This is a genomic window from Ruminiclostridium sufflavum DSM 19573 (assembly GCF_003208175.1).
GTDB classification, from domain to species: Bacteria; Bacillota; Clostridia; order Acetivibrionales; family DSM-1351; genus Ruminiclostridium; species Ruminiclostridium sufflavum.
Window position 1 is genome coordinate 26,111 of record NZ_QKMR01000008.1, and the last position, 19,234, is coordinate 45,344.

Here is a 19,234-nt window from a genome sequence, read left to right on the forward strand (position 1 = left end):
CTAATGCCTCCTTATCAAGCTAATCCTTTTTATCTAAATCCAGTGATATTTTATATTGGTAAACATCTGCGCGATAAAACATTTCAACATACTCCATAGGATTATTCTGCTCCATAAAGGTAATACGCTCCCTGTAAAATATAGGCTGGTTTTTCTTGATATTCAAGGTATGACATAGCTCCGTAGACGGCATCTGTGCTTCTAATAATTCTATGGCATGCTTTAAATAAATACCTTTTTTCTTTAAAAGCGCATAAAGAGATGTTTCAGGCTTAAACTCACTTTCTTCCAGAAGCAGGTTGTTTTCCTTTTTAATATATGCCTTATTTAAACCGACAATTAAATTGTCTCTCAAACGGCTTCTTTCAATATAATAAACTTTTTGATCCTTAGGAATATTCAAAATGCCCGAAATTTTCTCTCCGGGTACAATTAATCCAAAATTAAGCAATATGGAGCTTGACTTTTCTCCATATTCTTTTATATCATCACTGAAGCTTGAGAGATGCTGCAAATTATACTTTCGTTTAGGTTCGCATACAATTGTCCCAATTCCTCTGAACTTTTTTACATATCCGTTTTTCTCAAGCTCCTGCATCGCACTTCTGACCGTAATCCTGCTTACATCAAATAAACTCTGAAGCTCCGGCTCTGAAGGCAATTTATCATTTACCCTGTATTGTCCGTTTTCTATTTTTTCTAGTAAAGCCAAGTAAATTTGATGGTGTAAAGGTATCTTCAAATCTTTATCAACATTAAATTGATTCATATTTTTCTCCCCGAATCTAGCCTCATAACAATATAACGTTATAACGTTATATTGTTTATAAATTTATATTATCACTTTTAAAAAAAATGTCAATAAAAAAAGCAGATTTTTTATTTGTAAAATAATGAAATCTATTTTTAAAGGAATGGTATTGTTTGATATATCTAAAACATCTCAAAAGAAAATTCTCTCTGATTATAAAGTTTCCTTTTGTTAAAAGATACTCCATAACCAGAGAGTTAAATTATAGATTGATTTCCCTATGCTTATCCTATTGACTCCTGTAAAACACCCTTAACCTTATTTACGATATTCTCCACAGATAATCCGAATATCTCCATAAGCTGGTCAGATGTACCCGACACTCCGAATTGGTCTTCAATACCCACCATCTTCATTTTTGCAGGATGCTCCTGCGCCAGAACCTCGGAAATTGCGCTTCCCAGTCCTCCGATAACATTATGGTCCTCCACCGTTACAATTCCCTTTGTCTCTTTTGCAGCTTTAATTATAATATCCCTGTCAATAGGCTTTATTGTATGAATGTTTACAACACGTGCATTTATTCCCTCTGCCTTAAGCACCTCTGCTGCTTCTATAGCCTTCGCCGTCATTACACCGGTAGAAAATATGGCAGCATCATTTCCTTCCTTAATTACCGCTCCTTTTCCAAGCTCAAAGCTGTAGTCCTCTTCATTAAAAATTGCAGCCTGAGCAGGTCGGCCCAATCTTATATATACAGGGCCATAATACTCCAAGGCAGCTTTTACAGCCGCTCTTGTTTCCACTGCATCAGCAGGGCTCAATATTGCCATGTTAGGTACAGCCCTCATAAGTGCTATGTCTTCTATCGATTGGTGTGTACCGCCGTCCTCCCCAATAGTAATACCTGCATGTGTCGCTCCGATTTTTACATTCAGCTTAGGATAAGCCACCGAATTTCTTACCTGATCAAAAGCTCTTCCTGCTGCGAATACGGCAAAAGCACTTACAAAGGGTATTTTCCCGCAGGTAGCCAGCCCGGCTGCCGTAGTCACCATATCTGCCTCGGATATTCCCACATTAAAGAACCTGTTGGGATACTTTTCAGCAAAATATACAGTCATGGTGCATTTCGACACATCGGCATCAAGTACTACCATATCTTTATATTCCTGCCCAAAATCAGCCAGCGCTTTTCCATACGCTTCTCTTGTCGAAATATTCTTACTCATTTATCTTACCCCCAGATCTGCCAGCGCTTGCGCTGCCTGTTCTTTATTTATGCCATGTCCATGCCATTCACAGCAGTTTTCCATAAATGAGACACCTTTTCCCTTGACTGTTTTAGCAATTATGGCAGTTGGCTTTTCCTTACTCTTTTTTGCCAGTGCAACGGCATAATATATCTCTTCATGGTTGTGCCCGTCTATTACAATTGTATCCCATCCAAAAGCCCTAAATTTTTCATCTATAGGCTCAACACCCATTACTTCACATACAGGGCCGTCTATTTGGAGTCCGTTGGAGTCAACAATAGCTATGAGCTTATTCAGCTTATAGTGAGCCGCAGTCATTGCCGCCTCCCATATCTGTCCTTCCTGTATTTCTCCGTCTCCAAGTATAGCAAACACATTGTAGCTCTTATTATCCACTCTTGCAGCAAGAGCCATGCCATTTGCGGCAGATAGTCCCTGTCCCAGAGAGCCTGTTGATATCTCAATACCCGGTGTTTTTTTCATATCCGGATGGCCCTGAAGAATTGATCCGGGTTTTCTAAGGGTTTTAAGCTCTTTTTTGTCAAAAAACCCCTTGTCCGCTAAAACACAATATAGCGCTGGCGCCACATGTCCCTTTGACAGAACAAGCCTGTCACGGTTCTCATCCTTTGGCCTTGAACTGTCAATATTCATTACACTGTAATATAAAACAGTCAATATATCAACTACAGAAAGAGACCCTCCCGGATGGCCGGAGCCTGCATTATATATTGTATCAATTATATCTTTTCTTAATGCTTGCGATTTTTCTTTTAAAAAATTAAATTTAGTTTCCATAATAAATTCCTCACATATATGATTAAGATGTCCTAAAAGAATGCTGTGCCATTTTTCTTTAATTTGAAAGCTGTACAAATTCAAGTTCGCAGCCATTGGGATCCGTAGCAAGCATACCGATAAGTCCAAGCCTTTCCACCCATTTAGGCGGCTGCATAATTAATCCGCCATAAAATTCAATATCTTTAGCCACCTGTTTAATATCTGATACTTCAAAAGCCAAATGACGAAACATACCCTTTGCCGTAAATGGAGTCACAATTTCGCCTGTTGAAAAATAATACTCAATAAACTCCAGCTTTATACCACCCGGAAGAAGAAAATAGATTAACCGGTGATCCTCCATCTCAATATCCTGAAGCCGTTCAAGCTTCAAAAACTCACCATAGAATTTAAGTGTGAGGGCCTTGTTTTTTACGTTGACAGAAAAGTGATTTATGCTTTTTATCATCGAATTCACGTCCTTTTATGATGACAACCAATAGTTAAGAGCGAATAACCAGATATAGAGAATATTGCTTATCCGCTCTTACTATCGTCCTGATTATTAAAGGAGACCTTTTTTAAGTATAATATTTGCCGCAAGGGCTTTTTCACTTGTTGTAACTAAGCAATACGCATTTTTAACTGCCTCATTAAATTCAGCAGGAGGAAGCATTCTGAAACCATTCTTAAACTTGGGAGCTTCCTCGCTTTGCAAAATAATATCCTTGTAGACATCCCAAATATCAGCCTTCGGTCCGTCCCAAGCACACAAAGCAGCCGGCTGCTCAGTAGTAGGGTCAAGAGGCAAATATTCCAAAACCGCTTTCAGAATTTCAGGCACACCATGTCCGTCAAGGCGTACTACACGCTTTCCAAGAGAACACGCCGGCATATTTCCGTCACATATTACTATTTCATCGGTGTGTCCCATCTCCATCAATACTTTAATCAATTCCGGATTTATTACTGGTGAAATTTTTTTTAACATAGTTATGCTCCTTTTAATTATGAATTTTTAAAATGTATGAATGTATTATTTTTTAGAATTTTTGCGCGAAAATTAAAACGTTTACATAAAATCACGTGATAAATTAAGTTGATTATATGTTCAATTAATTATACTTGGTAAATTAATTACGGTTTATTAAAATGCGTTAGTAAGAATATTAATGAAGTCCTGCTGATTTATAGGATAGAAGCCTCCCAGCCTTCCGCTTCCATCAGGATAAGCTTTTTTTGCCATAACCTGTATATCCTCCAGACTTTTTACGCCAACCTCACGTAAAGATACAGGAAGCCCTACAGACTTTATGAAGGACTCAAGACGCTCAATCCCCTCCAATGCCGTTGCTTTCAGATCAAAAGGGTCTATTTGTACATCCATTACCCTGTTTGCCCACTGTGCAAACCTTGCCACATCGTGCTCAAGGACATACCTCATCCAAACCGGCACAATCACTGCCAAGCCCGCTCCATGAGATGAATCAAATGCAATAGAGCCGATATCACGCTGCAGCAAATGGCTTGTCCAAGCCTGTTCACGTCCCACACCAATTGTACCGTCCTGCGCCATTTTACAGCCCCACATAATTTCGGCGCGCACATCATAGTTATCCGGGTCTTCCTTTACCAATTTCATGTACTTTATCATTGACTTCATAATGCCCTCACACAATCTGTCCGAAACATCTACATAAGCTGTATTTGTAAAATAGCGTTCCATAGCATGCACAATTGCATCAAAAGCACCTGCAAGAGTATGATACATCGGAATTGAATAGGTCAGTTCCGGGTTCATTATAGAAAATACAGGTCTTGCCAGATCAGTGTCGCAGGAACGTTTCAAACCTATTCTTTCATCAGTTATGACAGAGCCATTGCTGGATTCACTTCCCGCACCCGGCAAGGTAAGAATTGTTCCTATCTTTAAGCAATCTGCCGGCTGAGCTTTGCCAAGGTAAAGATCCATAAAATCACCGTTATAAACCACTCCATAGCCGATAGCTTTTGCAGAATCGATTACGCTTCCTCCTCCGATTGCGAGTATGAAGTTTATTCCATTTTTTTTACACATCTCAATTCCTTGGTAAACAAGGTCTTCACGAGGATTTGGTTTCACACCGCCCAGTTCAAGATATTCTATACCGGCAGCCTTTAATGAAGCTGCAACTCTGTCAAACAGACCGTCTTTTTTTATCCTGTCCGATCCATAATGAATGAGTATCTTTTTAGAGTATCTGGCAGTCTCTTCACCGGCCTTTTCTTCCGAGCCCTTGCCAAATATTATTTTTGTAGGGTTATAATAAATGTCATTAATCAAAGCACTTTTCTCCTTTTTATTTTTTTATTTATGAACCACTGCAAATTTCCGCCATGACTCATAATTAACTTTAATGCTTACTTAAAGTTTTCAAGATATTTATCTGCATTATCCTGTGTAACAAGCTGGAACGGAACATAAGTGGCTTTTTCATACTTCTCGCCGTTTAAAATCTGCATTGCAACCTTGATTGCCCCTTCAGCCTGTCCATAAACATCCTGGAATACAGTTGCAGACATTTCACCCTTCTTTACAGATTGCAAAGCATCCTTAATTGCATCAACACCGATTACCTTGATATCAAGCTTAGCTGCCTGGATTGCCTGCAAGGCTCCCATGCCCATATCATCACTGTGGCATACAACAGCATTAATTTTATCACCATTTTTTTGAATCCAATTCTCCATCAGCTGCATAGCCTGAGTACGATCCCAGTTGGCAGTATTTTGTTCAATTATTTTAATATCCGGATACTTTTTAAGTGTCTCCTCAATACCCTGCTGACGGGAAACCTCGGCAGAATGTCCGAACGGTCCATGAATAACAGCAATATTACCTTTGCCATTCAGCAGCTTCGCCATATATTCCATCTCCATAGTCCCTGCCTCAACATCATTGGCTCCCACATACGCTGTAGCTTCATCAATATTGTCTGTAACATTATTGCAGCCGATAACAGGAATATTTGCAGCGTTGGCTTTATCAATAATCGGTGCGCAGCCGCTCTTATCCTGCGGGATAAACATTAGTGCATCAACCTTCTGCTGAATTGCATTTTCAGCTTGACTGAGCTGCTTTTCCGCTGAACCCTGGCCATCAAATTCAATCAAATCAACTCCGAGTTCCTTGCAACGAGCCTTGAGAACATCCTGAAAATAAATATTAAACTGTGTGCCCAAATTCTGATAAATCATGGCTACCTTGTAATTCTTGCCATTACCGGCGGAGGAAGTATCCGAGGAGCCTGAGGCTGTATTGTTCGCAGAGGATGTGTCTGCCGAGCCGACATTAATCGCTGAATTTCCTCCGCAGCCAACAAATAAGGACATTACCAACGATAATACTGTGAGCAAACCAATGATTCTTTTCATTTAAAATCTCTCCTTTATTTTTTATTTTGTAAAGCCTCTTTTACAGAAGCTTATACACATTAATGATTTCGGTTGACATTATGACGGTCAATAATAACAGCCAACAGAACAACGAGACCTGTGATTACTTTTTGATAGTAACCGGAGACATTCAATAAATCCATGCCATTATTCAGAACACCTATAATCAGTACGCCGACAACAGTTGTCAAGATACTTCCCGTACCTCCGGCAGTACTGGTACCGCCTATAACAACCGCAGTAATAGCCTGTAGATCATACGCCTCTCCTGCTATAGGAGATCCTACAGCTACTCGTGCAGAAAGCACAATTCCTGCAACTGCTGCTATACATCCATTAATAAAATAAGTACTGGCCTTCAGCTTTTTAACATTCAAGCCACTGACAATCGCCGCTTTTTCATTTCCCCCGATGGCATAGATATAACGCCCGTATTTTGTCTTTGCAAGAACAAACCATGCAATTACCGCAAGAATTATAAAAATGACAACCGGAGTTGGTATGCCAAAAATAAAAGATTTACCAATAGAGACATATTCATCAGTCAGATCATTTATCGGGCGTCCCGAAGTATAGACAAGAGTTACTCCTCGGACAGCCGTTTGTATACCCAATGTAGCAATAAACGGATTAATACCCAGATAAGAAATGACAAAGCCATTAATTCCGCCTACAATTCCGCCTACCGCAATTCCAATTAAAATTGCAACAGGTAACGGAAATACAGTACCTGCCGTAGAAGAAAAGCTTGCTGCGACACAGGAAGACAACGCCAATGAAGATGCGACCGATAGGTCTATGCCGCTTGTTATAATTACATATGTCATGCCTAATGCAAGAATACCTATCATTGCACTTTGACGTAAAATATTTTGAGCATTTGTTACACTGAAAAACGTATCGGTAAAAATACTTAAACATAAAACCATCAATCCGAATGTAATAAAAATGATATTTTTAAATAAGAAATCCTTTCGAAAAATTTTACTCAACATAATCCGCTAAGTCCTCCTTTTGCGTGCCAGTCGCACATGACATTAATTTTACCTGTTCAAATTCCTTCCGGGTAAAGATACCAGTTTGTTTTCCGGCACACATTACCAGAATTCTGTCACACATGCCTAAAAGCTCGGGCATTTCAGACGAAATCATGATAATCGCCTTCCCCTCCTGCGCCATATCACTCATAATTTTATAAATTTCAAACTTAGCTCCCACATCAATACCTCTTGTTGGTTCATCCATAATCATAATTTCCGGCTCACTGAGCAGCCACTTACTTATGACAACCTTCTGCTGATTTCCGCCGCTTAAATTTTCCAATTTTGCTTCCTGCGTAGGTGTCTTTATTTTAAGCGCATCTATCATCCTTTGGGTTGCTGACTTTTCCTTTGCGGCAAAAACCATAGGAAAGTATTTTGAACAGTAGTTTTTCATACTGGCTATTGTAGAATTCTGCCGCACAGAGTGCATTAAGCTAAGTCCATATGCCCTGCGGTCTTCCGTAATGAAAGCCATTTTGTTAGCAATCGAATTCCAGGCATGACGGATAAAAACCTCTTTACCGTCAATATACACCTTGCCTGTATCAGGCTTTTTCAATCCAAAAACCGCTTCCGCAACCTCACTGCGTCCGGCTCCCACTAAACCCAGAAATCCAAATATTTCACCCTTGCGCACTTCAAAGGAAATATTTTTAAATTCATTGCCGCGACTGAAATTTTCAACACGAAGTTTCTCAGCACCTATAGAAATCTGCCTCTTGTCATAGACATCCTTGAGTTCACGTCCAACCATAAGAGTGATGATTTTCTTTTTATCTAATTCCTGAATAGAGTAAGTACCGATAGTTCTGCCATCCCTTATGACTGTAACAGTATCTGAAATTTCAAAAATCTCATCAAGCTTATGACTGATATATATTATAGATTTCCCTTCAGCTGTAAGCTTACGAATAATACGAAACAACGTTGCAATTTCATTATCTGTCAGAGAGGATGTAGGTTCGTCCATAATTATAATCTTTGCATTGAAGGCTATGGCTCGTACAATTTCGACCATTTGCTGCTTGGCAATTGTCAATTCGTGCATACGTGAGCTTACATTAATATCAATTCCGTATTCGCACATAATCTTTTGTATTTCCTGTATGTTTTTCTTCTTATCAACAATGCCAAATCCAACGCTGGACTCACGGCCAATGAACAAATTTGCTTCTACTGTCATTTGAGGGAAAAAATTAAGTTCTTGGTGAATCATACTGATTCCCTTGTTAATAGCATCCTTTGTATTAATGATTTGCACAGCCTGTCCATTGATAACAACCTCACCTTTATCCTGCTTATGAATTCCGGCAAGAACCTTCATCAAGGTTGATTTTCCGGCTCCATTCTCACCGCAGAGAGCATGGACTGAGCCGGCTTTTACTTTCAGCGTGACATCATCCAATGCAAGAACACCCGGGAACGACTTTGTCACTCCCCGCATCTCAAATAAATATTCGTTCTCTTCCACTATCATTAACCCTCCTAACTTTTTCTACCATATATCAGAATATGCCCCTGAAATAAAGCTTAATTACGGGTCGAATTTCTGCGGAGTTATGCTGACAATTATGGTGGTCGGCCACTACCTAACCTTTTACACCTCATGCCTTCAAGATTATTTTTAACTGCTTTCTTTCAATCCTGTGTATTAATTATTGTGATTTATAATCAATATTCTCAACTATCTCAATAATATTATCCATAAGGATATTACTCTTTTCTGAAAGCTCTGCGCCTGCAAAGTACTTGAACAAATAGGCAATGGACTCATATCCCTGTTTGAACGGCTGCTGGCAGATAGTCGCATTAATTTTCCCCTCTTTAACAAGCTGTTTAATATGCGGTCCGTCATCATAACAGATAGTGCTGATTTTTCGCTCATTGAGCTTTGAAATTGCCTCGCATGCACCCTTAATACCTTCACCGGTAATATAAAGGGCATCAATCTGAGGGTGCACAGCCAGAGCTTTAGAGACCAAATCATATGCAAGAAAATCATTATCATTACATTCTAACGTTTCTATTATAGATAAATTCGACAAACGCGAATCCATAACTTCACAGAAGCCCCGGATTCTTTGATTGTGCGAAAGAAGTTTTCCTGTACCGCTTAAAACAAGAATCTGCGCCTTACTGTTAATCAACCCCATCAATCCAGCTGCAATACGCCCGCTCTGAACGAAATCAACACCTATATAGCAATTACGGGCTGAATTTTCAATATCTGAGTTAATTGTTACAACAGGAATTCCGGAAGCAACAATTTGGTTAATTTTTTCTGCAATTTTTCTATCGTCAAACGGAAGAAAAGCAAGAGCTGTAACTCCTTCCGCCAATAATTCGTCAATAAATTCAATCTGATTTTCGACGTCGTATCCTGACATTTCTTTAAGAATAACCTTAACGCCGTAATCTTCATATTCCTTTTGAGCAGCATATATTCCGGCAATTAAGTCTTTAAAAAACGGGTTATTTATACTTGGCAGCAGCACTCCAAAAACCATCCGTTTTTTAAGAATCGAAAGTGCCTTTGCCGCAGAATTAGGTTTATATCCTAAAGCCTTTACAACCATTTTAACCCTCTCCTCAACATCCGGATTAACGCCTCCGCGATTATTAAGCACACGGTCAACAGTGCCGCGTGAAACCTTTGCTACTGCGGCAATATCTTTAATTGTAACTGACACATTATCACCTCCTTTTAAATCTTTATAAAGCATTTGTATTTATTATGTGCTCAAGCACATTTGCTATAAATAAATAATAGCATTGAGCTCGAATAATGTCAATAATTTTTAGTAATTAATTTTATTTTTATATTATTTATTGTCGTTTTATTGTGTAATTTGTATAAAAAAATAAATAATATAATTTTTGTGTTTGAGCACGTAATAATTTTATTTTGGGTGTTTTGGATATTTTTTGTGCTCGGGCACCTAAAAACTTGGCCAAAGCCCTTATCTTAACAGAAGCCTTCCGATGCAAAGCTATATTTAAAAGTATTCAAAAAAATAATATTCATTATCAATATAGTGAGATAATTTTAAAAATTCATGGTAGAATTAATTACCACATAAACATTATATTAACAATTGATAAGAAAACAAAAGCAGGTGCTTTCCATGAATAATAATATTGTGAATTTAGAAAGTCATAAAAATAAAATAATTTGTTACTTCAGGCTGCGTACTACAAGGTTAAAGGATATAAATACTGACCTGCTGTATCAGAAATTTATCAGGCATAATTTTGTTATTTCCGATTTTCCTTCCGAAAATATCGATTTGTGGATTAAATATCAGGCACATATTTTTTTAATGGAGGAAGCGAAAAACAGGTCTGATATTTTCTACAGGCTTTTTGTCGAGCTTATATACAGCTACAGTGAATTCTACAAAAAGGCAGAGTTCAATCATTACAAATCCTTTTATCCCGAACAGCTTTTCTTTGATGTCGATATTTCCACAGCACCATTAAGAACCTTGGTGACTGAATCAGGCTATCCAAACAGGACTCTCTGCTATTGCTACAAATGTCTTCTCAGCGGATGGACTCCTCAAAGAATAGCAGCTGAACTCTCCTGCATGAAGCTGGACAGCATCCTGGATTTGTTCACCTCGCTGTATACGGATGAATCCGGCATGCATAAGCTATTTGTTGATTATATGTTTCTTCCCTTAAGAAAGGGGCTTAATGAAAGCTTAAACTATTATATAGAATTATACGGAAACGATGATGAGAAGTTCCTGCATATAACAAAAAATATTCTATTTACAAGGACAGGTTCCACAAGGCTGGAGGATTATCTGGGAGAAAATAATCTTCAGCAAAAAGCCCATATGATTTCAGTTTGGTGCAACAGGATAAAAAACTCATTAATCAGAAATATAATACGTTTTCTTAAAAAGCAGGTATACTATTAAATTTTGAAAAGGAGGATAGAATTAAGATGAATAATTCGTCCGGAAATTGCCCTACACCAGAAAAAATATTTAAGTATTTTTATATGGAGCTTGACAAAGATGAAGAAGCTGAATTTGAAGCTCATTTTTCAGAATGTAGCCAATGTATTTCCGAATATGATTATTATAAAGATTTTATCGAGCAAATTACGCCTTCAGCAAGAGTACAGAAAGAAATATGGAAAAATGCAAATGCGGACACCTTCTCTGTCGCCGCCGCCGCAAGTAATAATACTTCAGGAACCTCGGAGATAATATCAACCGACAGAAAATATCTTCTCAAAAAAATATCATATTTGGATAATACCGGCACATCACTGCTTGTGATTAAATTAATGGATTCAATTACCTCAGGCAGAATACTTGTATATTACTTAGAAGATACTTCTTCCAACTTGATCGGCTCAGAATTAATTGACGAAGATAATAAGATTTGTTTTGAAGTAGACTCTGATATTCAATTAACAAAGCTTTTAGTAACCTTTACAAGTGCTTGATTTCTTTCCCCTGCTTATTTGGGCTCCCTCCGGAATCTAAACAGCTTTGATCTAGGCTATCACTAATAAAGGAAGCTGTGAACCTGATACCGGAGGTGCAGGTTTTTCTGTCCGGCGGGTTATTATTTGCTGTGTCTTTTAACCCCTGTAAATTTTCGCTGCAGGCAGCTTTTGAATTGCCGCTGCCGTAATGCGTAAAAACAGCAGCTAACGAAGTCCTTTGCAACGGCTGCATTTCGTACCGTGCCTGCTTTTTTCCATATACCTCAAACTCCCGCAAAGAATACCCATATTTAGTTGCCCTCTGCCAGGCATACATTTTTACATATCTTGCCTGAACAGTATCAAAATTTATTACGTTTGCTCCACCCTTATTATCGCTCTTGCTGTAAACTACAGCCCATGCAAAACCATCACTCGAAACCTGTATCTGGTATTGCTTTGCATACGCCTCTTCCCAGTATAATACAACACTTGAAACGGCCTGCAGCTTCCCTAAATCAATATAAAGCCACTGTTGGTCAGAATGCTCGGAGGACCATCTGCTGTCTTTATTCCCATCAACCGCATTAACTGAAGAATTTTCAAGATTCTCATCCGAGCTGGCATAGGCAATTCTTTTATATGCCAGATTGACAGAACCTGATGCAATCGACAATACATGCGATCTGTATATGGATATGCACATAATAATTATTGTCAGAGCGATCAGCATTACCTTTAATATTTTCAAGTTTTTAAAAGCAATTATTCCATATTTCAGTATTCTCAGAATATTTTTTGCTGTGCCGAGGAAATATTTGTATAGCTCTGACATGCTGCTTTCATTATATAGGTGTCCACAGCTTTTCCCCTGAGTATTGGCATCCTGCAAGATACCAATTTCACAAAACAGCTGTCTTATGCTTGAAACATCCTTTAGCTTAATATCACTGTTTTTCACTGCAACACGAAAGGCCTTGTCCTGCTCCAGTAATATTCTGAGCTCTTCACAGTTTTCACTGGGATAAAACAATAATTCCACATTTTTGAATATCGCTCCCAGTATTTTTTCTTTAAGGCCATTTATACTTCTTATATTTCCGATAATATCCACTTCACCGGTAGCGGCAATTATTTCGGGAATATCAAATGAAGGTTCAATTATCCCTCCCTTTTTCAGCTCTGCTGCAAATGCAACTGAATAGGCAAGACCTGCACTGCTGCCGTCAACCTGTCTGGTGAAATCCTTGACAGTAACTGAAATAGGCGTTTTTTGTATGAAAGCTTTAAAATCTTTAGAAAATAAAACTTCATAAGCGCATTCTATTCCTTTTCTTGCGGATTCCTTAACCTTGGAAGAGCGAAAACTCTGAAAGTATATATCTAAAGCTTCTTTTACCTCAACATTGAGTAATTTTATTATCACCTGTTCGGCTGTTCCATTATCGAACAATGCATATGTAGGCATATTCCCCTCCGTACAACAGCCAGATGGGACAAATCTTACCGCATCTGTTTCTTGTTGCTTCTGTCAACTCAAAGTCATAAACGCATCCTAACCTCCACGCCAAGCATTGGCACAAATATTTGGTAAAGACTTCATTGGAGAACCTCTGCTTCGCAGCGGTAAACTATTTTTATTTTGCAGCTGCATATTGTTTCTTTCATGATAACCGCGGCATATCGAAATATACTTCTGTATATATTTTACAATATTTGTATTTTTTATAATATATCTTATTTTTTACAATATTTATAAAATATCCCTTAAATATTTTGTTTAATTATACTATTGAAAATTAAAAAACAAGGATTTATGCTTAGGCATAAATCCTTTAAGCGTTGAGCAGAAGGGCTTATCCTCAGATCAACGGTCTTTCAATTTCTATAATGAGCTGATTATTACAATAAGCTTATTATCATGTTTCGTTTATTCTATTTATACGGTAATTTTGTCTGTAATGAAGGTGGAATCACATACCTGCATTAAACGGTATGAAATGGTCCCATCTTCTTTCCTCATTTCTTACTTTCTTAACAATAATCAGCTCACCCACAGACACATCAATAATCTCATAATTTTTTTTATTGTTGGCAATCCATGATATAACTGCCCTTGTAGACGGCATCCAATAGTCATGGAAACATACATAGCCATTCTCCTCCAGTATCATATCTATAAAATAAAAATCTACAAATATACTGTCAAACAGGTGAAGTCCGTCAATAAAAGCAAAATCCACCCTCACTCCCTCCATAAGCATCCGGGGAAGCGCAGTATCGGAAAATTCCTCTCTGAAATCAAGAAAACGCCTGAATCCAAGCCTTTCCATATTCTTTATACCCGCATTCTGAAAATCCCTCTTTTGAAAAGGGTCTATTGCGTAATGCCTGCTTTGTGTAGCTGAAATAATGGCCGCTGCAGAGCATCCATACGCAAAGCCCACTTCCAATGTCTTTTTAATATTATTTCTCTTCAGAAAGTTGGATATAAATTCTCCTTCCTCTTTTGATACCGGTATTAAATTTTCTGTTCCCAACTCCTCGTAAATTTCACCTAACATTTCCCCAGCCTCCTTATAGCTTCATTTATTACATACATACTCCTTACATGCTTAATGCCTTCGCTCTATGAGGAGTAATATTTCCAAGACTCACAACAGGGTCCTCAAAAACCGGGCTCTTTAAAACCCTCATCAGCTGTGGGTATTCTTTATGCTCAGACCTGCAAACCGCATTTTCGTTATACTCCTCTATGCTCCAGGACTGCCAGTCATCCAAGCTGCTGAAGGCAAGCTGATCAGCGTTAATTTTTTTTGCAATTGCTATTGCCTCTGTCATCTCCCTGTAATTCTTCTTTTGAACAATAAAGGCAAGTATAAGCCTCTTGAGCTCATTTTCCTTTCTTTTTACGCCCAGAAATTCAATGTTTTCCAAAAGCCTGTCAAAATCCCCATTTACTCTGGTTTTTTTATATGTTTCAGAGGTGGCGGCATCCATGGTTATAAAAATATAATCAATATTTGAATGGATTTTTTTCATCTTTTCCCATGCCTCCGGCGTCAGCATTATACCATTAGTCATAATAAAAAATTTCAGAAAAGGGTACCTGCTTCCATCAAAATTGTAAAGCAGGCTTCTGTATATAGACGATGCGAAAGGATCACCTGCTCCTGTCACATAAAAGCCCCTGACATTTTCGAAGCCGCCCTTCTCTATATCACCGAACAGCTTTTTATGAGCCGCAAGCCTTCTTTCATACTCCTTGCCCTGAGCATAGACAATATTGCCCGGACGGCAGCTTGGACATCTGAGATTACAGGTCTCGTCATATGCCAAATTGTAAACCGCAGGAAATATATCCATGATAGTTTTGCCTTCAAGCATACGCCTGATCCAAGGTCCAAGGTCCTTAACAAGCTTAAGGGAGCTCTCAAGCTCAATACCTCCGTCTTCGGCATCAACCGCCTTTTGCAGTTCAGCCTTTGTGTAGAGAGGGAAAGCTTCACTGATAAGATACGGACATTTTGTCTTGCTGCAATACCTGTATGTACCGTCTATAACACTCTGCCTCACCAACTGCATTTTTTCAGAGTTCCACATTTCCTCCAAAGTCATATATTCTATACACCCGTTATAAGCACCGGGCAGCCATGCCTCACAGCAGCAGGCCGCTCTGTTATCCAATGTAATGTCAAGCTGGACAAAGGGCTTCACACAATATAATCCGCTTAAATCCTTTGATTTTTCCATATACTTAATATCCTCCTTTCCATTAACTCAAAGCTATATCGGCAATCCATCTTTTTGAAAAAAATCTTTTTAAGCCGCCTGCCATTTTAGCAATTTCCTCTGCCGCAGCCAGCAATACTACCCAGTAAACGGGAAGATGCAGTACAAAGGCTCCCAGCAGCGCAAGCGGTATCCCTATCCCCCACATTGTCACCAAGTCCAGAGCCATAGGGAATCTTGTATCACCTCCGCAGCGCAAGATTCCAACAACAAGTATTATATTGCACACCTTTACACTGAGTATGAACCCGGTAACAGTCAACAAGTACCAAGTGTTAATGTAAGCCGCCGATGACAGCAAATAGAAGGATAAAATGCCTTTTGCACTCAAGACAAGCACAGCCCCCATCAAAACAGAGCCTATGACTGTTAGTGCAAGAAAGCTCTTTGAGCATCTAAAGGCTTTTTCATTTAAACCTGCTCCAATATAATTGCCGGTAAAAATTGAGCAAGTACTGGTCATTCCGACAAAAAGTGTGGTAAACATTCCCTCTACGGACGAACAGATATTTACTGCCGCAATTGCCTCAACACCCATTTTTGCATATATCCAGTTATACGTTACTATCCCTAGGTACCATACTATGTCATTTATAATAACAGACAAAGACACCTTGGAAAACTTGGCTGCAAATTCCCGGTCAAAGCTGAACAGTTCCTTTATTCCAGCAGCTGCCGGAGACTTTCCTGCATATATAAAAATCAATATTACAATACACTCAGCATATCGCAAAACACTTGCGGAAACAGCTGCCCCGTAAACTCCCATTTCCGGGAAGCCCAGCCTGCCATAAATAAAAGCATAGTTCAGAAAAATATTCACAACTAAAGTTCCGGCACTTAGCACCAGCGGAAATATCGCATTTCCCGTACTTTTCATCAATGCAATGTAGCATGTCCCGACAGCCGCTGCCACATAGCTCAATCCTTTAATCCTCAAATAAGTGGCTCCCGCCTCCAAAACTTCAGGATTGCTTGTAAAGACACCAACTATATACCTTGGAAGCGCTATTGCAGCAAAAGAGAATATAACCGCTACTGCAACGGCCGCAGTCAAGCTGAAGCCAATCACCTTATGCAGACTCCTTACATCTTTCTTCCCCCAGAACTGGGAGGCAAAGATAACCGAGGAATTAAAAACACCGTTAAATACATATGTAAGCAGATTATAAAACTGATTTGCTATACCTACAGCCGCTATTGAGGTTTCTCCAAGTCTGGCAACCATAAACATGTCAATAGAGTTCACTATGTATCCCACTAAAGCCTGCAGTGATAAAAGAAGTGTAAATCTAAACAAAAACGAACGTGACCTGTTTTCATCAAATGTGCTCTCCATACCGGAATATCTCACCCCTTCAAGCGTAAATTTTTACTAATGCCGGCAGCTCCATATTTCTTCACAATAATGTTCAGAGCTCCATTATAGATATCTCTTCCAATTTGGACCTTAAATTATTTACCGAATTAATATACCTGCTTGTGTGATAGTAATGGTTTTCAAAAGCATCCTGCAGTGCATCCGGTTCGCTTACATTTGCCTGATAAATAAAGGAAAGCTGTGTTTTTATATCTATCATTTGTTTCATGGAAAAATTCTTTGCTGTCTTAAGGTTCAGCGCAGCTTCAAAGGGTATGAACAAGTCCGGAGTTATTTCCTTATCAGGATATTGCTCTTTAAATTCTTCCTCCTGAAAGCTTGGCATATATGTGCTAAAAACCGCGCATTTGCTTTCCAGCTTCATAGCAAGGTTATAAGTGCTTTGCAGCGTATCCCAGGTCTCATTTGGAAAGCCTACAATATAGAAAGCTAATGTGATAACATTTTTCTTATGTAAATAATCAATTAAAAGCTTTGTCTTTTCATGCTTATAAACAGGCCTGTTGAATTCTTGAAGTACATTTCCCTCAGCAGATTCCACTCCGAAAAATATAAATTTCATGCCCGCCGCCGTCATTGTATCTATAAGCTCAGTATCAAGAGATTCCAGTCTGGTTTCACAATACCAATCAAACTTAAGGCCCTGCTCTATTATCCTTTTGCATAACTCAAGCACTGTTTTCTTATTTGCAGTAAAATATTGGTCTCTGAACTGAATAATCTTAAATCCCAGTGAAATCAAATGTTTTATATCAGACAGAACCTTGTCAAGCTCTCTGAATTCAAATTTCTTTCCGTAAAAGGAGGCATACGGGCAGTAAGAGCAGCCCACTGCACATCCCCTGCTCATATAAAGGGTTCCCCTCTTCTCACCTGAAATCACCACATATTTATCGTATGGAAAAAGTGAATAATCAGGAGTGGGAAATTCATTAATGTCAAGAGAAGGAAGCTTGTTTTCCAGCATACTGTTAACATAGTATTCCATAGGAATCTCCGGAACATCATCGATTTCAGGGATATTCACTGCAATCCATTTTTTAAGGAGCTTTGCCGTATGTCCCGCAAATACCATTCTCGATGTATAGTTATACCTTTTCAAATATTTTGCAAAGTCAATATCGTATCTTACCGTCGGCGAAGCTGCCTTCAAAATAATGACATCATACTTTCCGTTCATTCTTTTTATAACATCCTTTGGCAAGAGCTTTTCTGCATTTGCATCTATTATGTCCAGCTGAACAGATTTATCATTTTTGGCAATAGTGGCTGCATAAATCATCGGAAGATCCGGAAAAGCCTGAGGCAGATGCTCGGAAGTTCCTAAATCGCCCATCATGTCACTGTTTATCGTAATCCCGTAGTAGGGTCTTAAAAGTAAAAGTTTCATAGGAATTGCTCCTTTCGTTTCACTGTCCCTTTTGTCCCAGTTCTATTAATTTTTCATTTAATTCCTCGCATGCTGTTGTCAGCCAAAGCCTTGTCGCTGCTGTGTTGTATTTTTTATCCATCCTGTGCTTCTTTTCCATAAATGCTTCGTCGAAGGCTTCGTAGAAGCCGGAATTTTTTGCATGTGGGTAATGAATACTCTCAGCCGCTCTGCTCATTACAAACCTGACGTTGTTCCTCTCCAAAGCCAGAGCCAAATCAGAGTCCTCCCCTCCCCATGAAGTATAAAATTCGTCGAACAGACCAGCCTTGATTAAAGCAGCTCTTGGTACTGATACATGGCAGGTCCAGAATATCACCCATGGTGCGGGCCACTTTGAAAGATTATCTCCGTGCTTTAGATACAGAGGCTCTCTGTTGTCACAGATTCCGAGCTTCTTCAGCTTTTCAATGGAGCTGTCCGCATTTTGAACATCCACAAGCTCCAGCAAGCTATTTTCATTTCTGTTATAATCATCAAATCCGTAAACATAACCTATAACAGCACTGGGCCTGCTGCTGCAACGGTATATTTTCAAATGCTCCTCAACCGCATGTGTACCGAGCATAACCGAGGAGTCCACAAAAATACATAAGGGGGCATCCGCATTAAGGATGCCTGTATTCCTTGCCTTAGCAGCCCGGAAGCCCATATCCTCCTGATAAAAATATTTAAAATTCAGCTTGCTGAAATAATTTTTTACCATTTCCCTCGTATCATCCGAAGACCCGTCATCCACAACTATAACCTGTAATAAACGTGTATCTACTGATTGTTTAAGAATAGAATCAACAGTATATTTAAGCAGCCTGCTTTGATTGTAGGTTGGTATTATAATACTTGCAAGCGGCTGCATATCTCCCTGTGTGTGCATTTCATTCATGTTAACCCCCACGCCGAGTTCCGGCACAAAAATTTGGTAA

General features: G+C 38.9%; 18 protein-coding genes. 2 read left to right on the forward strand and 16 right to left on the reverse strand.

The window, feature by feature from the left end; all coding sequences use genetic code 11:
* Positions 1 to 19 precede the first annotated feature (19 nt).
* The 10 genes from LY28_RS08135 to LY28_RS08180 all read right to left on the reverse strand — a co-directional run bounded on the left by LY28_RS08135 (position 20) and on the right by LY28_RS08180 (position 9,955).
* Complete coding sequence (locus LY28_RS08135; protein ID WP_110461685.1) at positions 20 to 769, reverse strand: GntR family transcriptional regulator; 750 nt, start codon at positions 767 to 769, stop codon at positions 20 to 22.
* 266 nt (positions 770 to 1,035) lie between these two features.
* On the reverse strand, positions 1,036 to 1,983 hold the full coding sequence (locus tag LY28_RS08140) for a transketolase family protein (RefSeq protein WP_110461686.1): 948 nt from the start codon (positions 1,981 to 1,983) through the stop codon (positions 1,036 to 1,038).
* Entirely contained in the window at positions 1,984 to 2,805 is an 822-nt protein-coding gene (locus tag LY28_RS08145; protein ID WP_110461793.1) for a transketolase, read from the reverse strand.
* A gap of 58 nt (positions 2,806 to 2,863) precedes the next feature.
* Positions 2,864 to 3,256, reverse strand: a complete 393-nt coding sequence (locus LY28_RS08150) for a VOC family protein (RefSeq protein ID WP_110461687.1) — start codon at positions 3,254 to 3,256, stop codon at positions 2,864 to 2,866.
* A gap of 96 nt (positions 3,257 to 3,352) precedes the next feature.
* A complete protein-coding gene (locus LY28_RS08155) occupies positions 3,353 to 3,778 on the reverse strand; it encodes an RbsD/FucU family protein (RefSeq protein WP_110461688.1) in 426 nt (141 codons plus the stop codon).
* A 156-nt stretch (positions 3,779 to 3,934) separates the two neighbouring features.
* The gene (locus LY28_RS08160; RefSeq protein ID WP_110461689.1) at positions 3,935 to 5,110 is read right to left on the reverse strand and encodes an iron-containing alcohol dehydrogenase; all 1,176 of its coding nucleotides are present in this window, start codon (positions 5,108 to 5,110) and stop codon (positions 3,935 to 3,937) included.
* Positions 5,111 to 5,187: 77 nt separating this feature from the next.
* A complete protein-coding gene (locus LY28_RS08165) occupies positions 5,188 to 6,201 on the reverse strand; it encodes a substrate-binding domain-containing protein (RefSeq protein WP_110461690.1) in 1,014 nt (337 codons plus the stop codon).
* 59 nt (positions 6,202 to 6,260) lie between these two features.
* Positions 6,261 to 7,217, reverse strand: coding sequence for an ABC transporter permease (locus LY28_RS08170; protein WP_110461691.1), 957 nt, complete (start codon positions 7,215 to 7,217; stop codon positions 6,261 to 6,263).
* Positions 7,207 to 8,742, reverse strand: a complete 1,536-nt coding sequence (locus LY28_RS08175; protein ID WP_207658070.1) for a sugar ABC transporter ATP-binding protein — start codon at positions 8,740 to 8,742, stop codon at positions 7,207 to 7,209. Before LY28_RS08175 ends, LY28_RS08170 begins: the two co-directional genes overlap by 11 nt.
* 178 nt (positions 8,743 to 8,920) lie before the next feature.
* The gene (locus tag LY28_RS08180; RefSeq protein ID WP_165835525.1) at positions 8,921 to 9,955 is read right to left on the reverse strand and encodes a LacI family DNA-binding transcriptional regulator; all 1,035 of its coding nucleotides are present in this window, start codon (positions 9,953 to 9,955) and stop codon (positions 8,921 to 8,923) included.
* A gap of 435 nt (positions 9,956 to 10,390) precedes the next feature.
* Here LY28_RS08180 and LY28_RS08190 point away from each other — a divergent pair, with 435 nt between their 5' ends.
* Together LY28_RS08190 and LY28_RS08195 are read left to right on the forward strand one after the other, a co-directional pair.
* Positions 10,391 to 11,191: a hypothetical protein gene (locus LY28_RS08190; RefSeq protein ID WP_110461694.1), complete on the forward strand. Its 801-nt coding sequence runs from the start codon at positions 10,391 to 10,393 to the stop codon at positions 11,189 to 11,191.
* A 26-nt stretch (positions 11,192 to 11,217) separates the two neighbouring features.
* Positions 11,218 to 11,727, forward strand: a complete 510-nt coding sequence (locus LY28_RS08195) for an anti-sigma factor (RefSeq protein WP_110461695.1) — start codon at positions 11,218 to 11,220, stop codon at positions 11,725 to 11,727.
* Here the strand turns inward: LY28_RS08195 and LY28_RS08200 are convergent.
* The 6 genes from LY28_RS08200 to LY28_RS08225 form a co-directional block, all read right to left on the reverse strand.
* A complete protein-coding gene (locus LY28_RS08200) occupies positions 11,714 to 13,177 on the reverse strand; it encodes a galactose-binding domain-containing protein (RefSeq protein ID WP_110461696.1) in 1,464 nt (487 codons plus the stop codon). The genes LY28_RS08195 and LY28_RS08200 overlap by 14 nt on opposite strands.
* Before the next feature lie 505 nt (positions 13,178 to 13,682).
* Entirely contained in the window at positions 13,683 to 14,273 is a 591-nt protein-coding gene (locus tag LY28_RS08205) for a class I SAM-dependent methyltransferase (RefSeq protein WP_110461697.1), read from the reverse strand.
* Between the two features lie 43 nt (positions 14,274 to 14,316).
* On the reverse strand, positions 14,317 to 15,462 hold the full coding sequence (locus tag LY28_RS08210) for a radical SAM/SPASM domain-containing protein (protein ID WP_110461698.1): 1,146 nt from the start codon (positions 15,460 to 15,462) through the stop codon (positions 14,317 to 14,319).
* 22 nt (positions 15,463 to 15,484) lie between these two features.
* The gene (locus LY28_RS08215; protein ID WP_110461699.1) at positions 15,485 to 16,840 is read right to left on the reverse strand and encodes an MATE family efflux transporter; all 1,356 of its coding nucleotides are present in this window, start codon (positions 16,838 to 16,840) and stop codon (positions 15,485 to 15,487) included.
* Between the two features lie 73 nt (positions 16,841 to 16,913).
* On the reverse strand, positions 16,914 to 18,272 hold the full coding sequence (locus LY28_RS08220) for a B12-binding domain-containing radical SAM protein (protein ID WP_110461700.1): 1,359 nt from the start codon (positions 18,270 to 18,272) through the stop codon (positions 16,914 to 16,916).
* 19 nt (positions 18,273 to 18,291) lie between these two features.
* Complete coding sequence (locus LY28_RS08225) at positions 18,292 to 19,194, reverse strand: glycosyltransferase (protein WP_165835526.1); 903 nt, start codon at positions 19,192 to 19,194, stop codon at positions 18,292 to 18,294.
* Between the last annotated feature and the right edge of the window lie 40 nt (positions 19,195 to 19,234).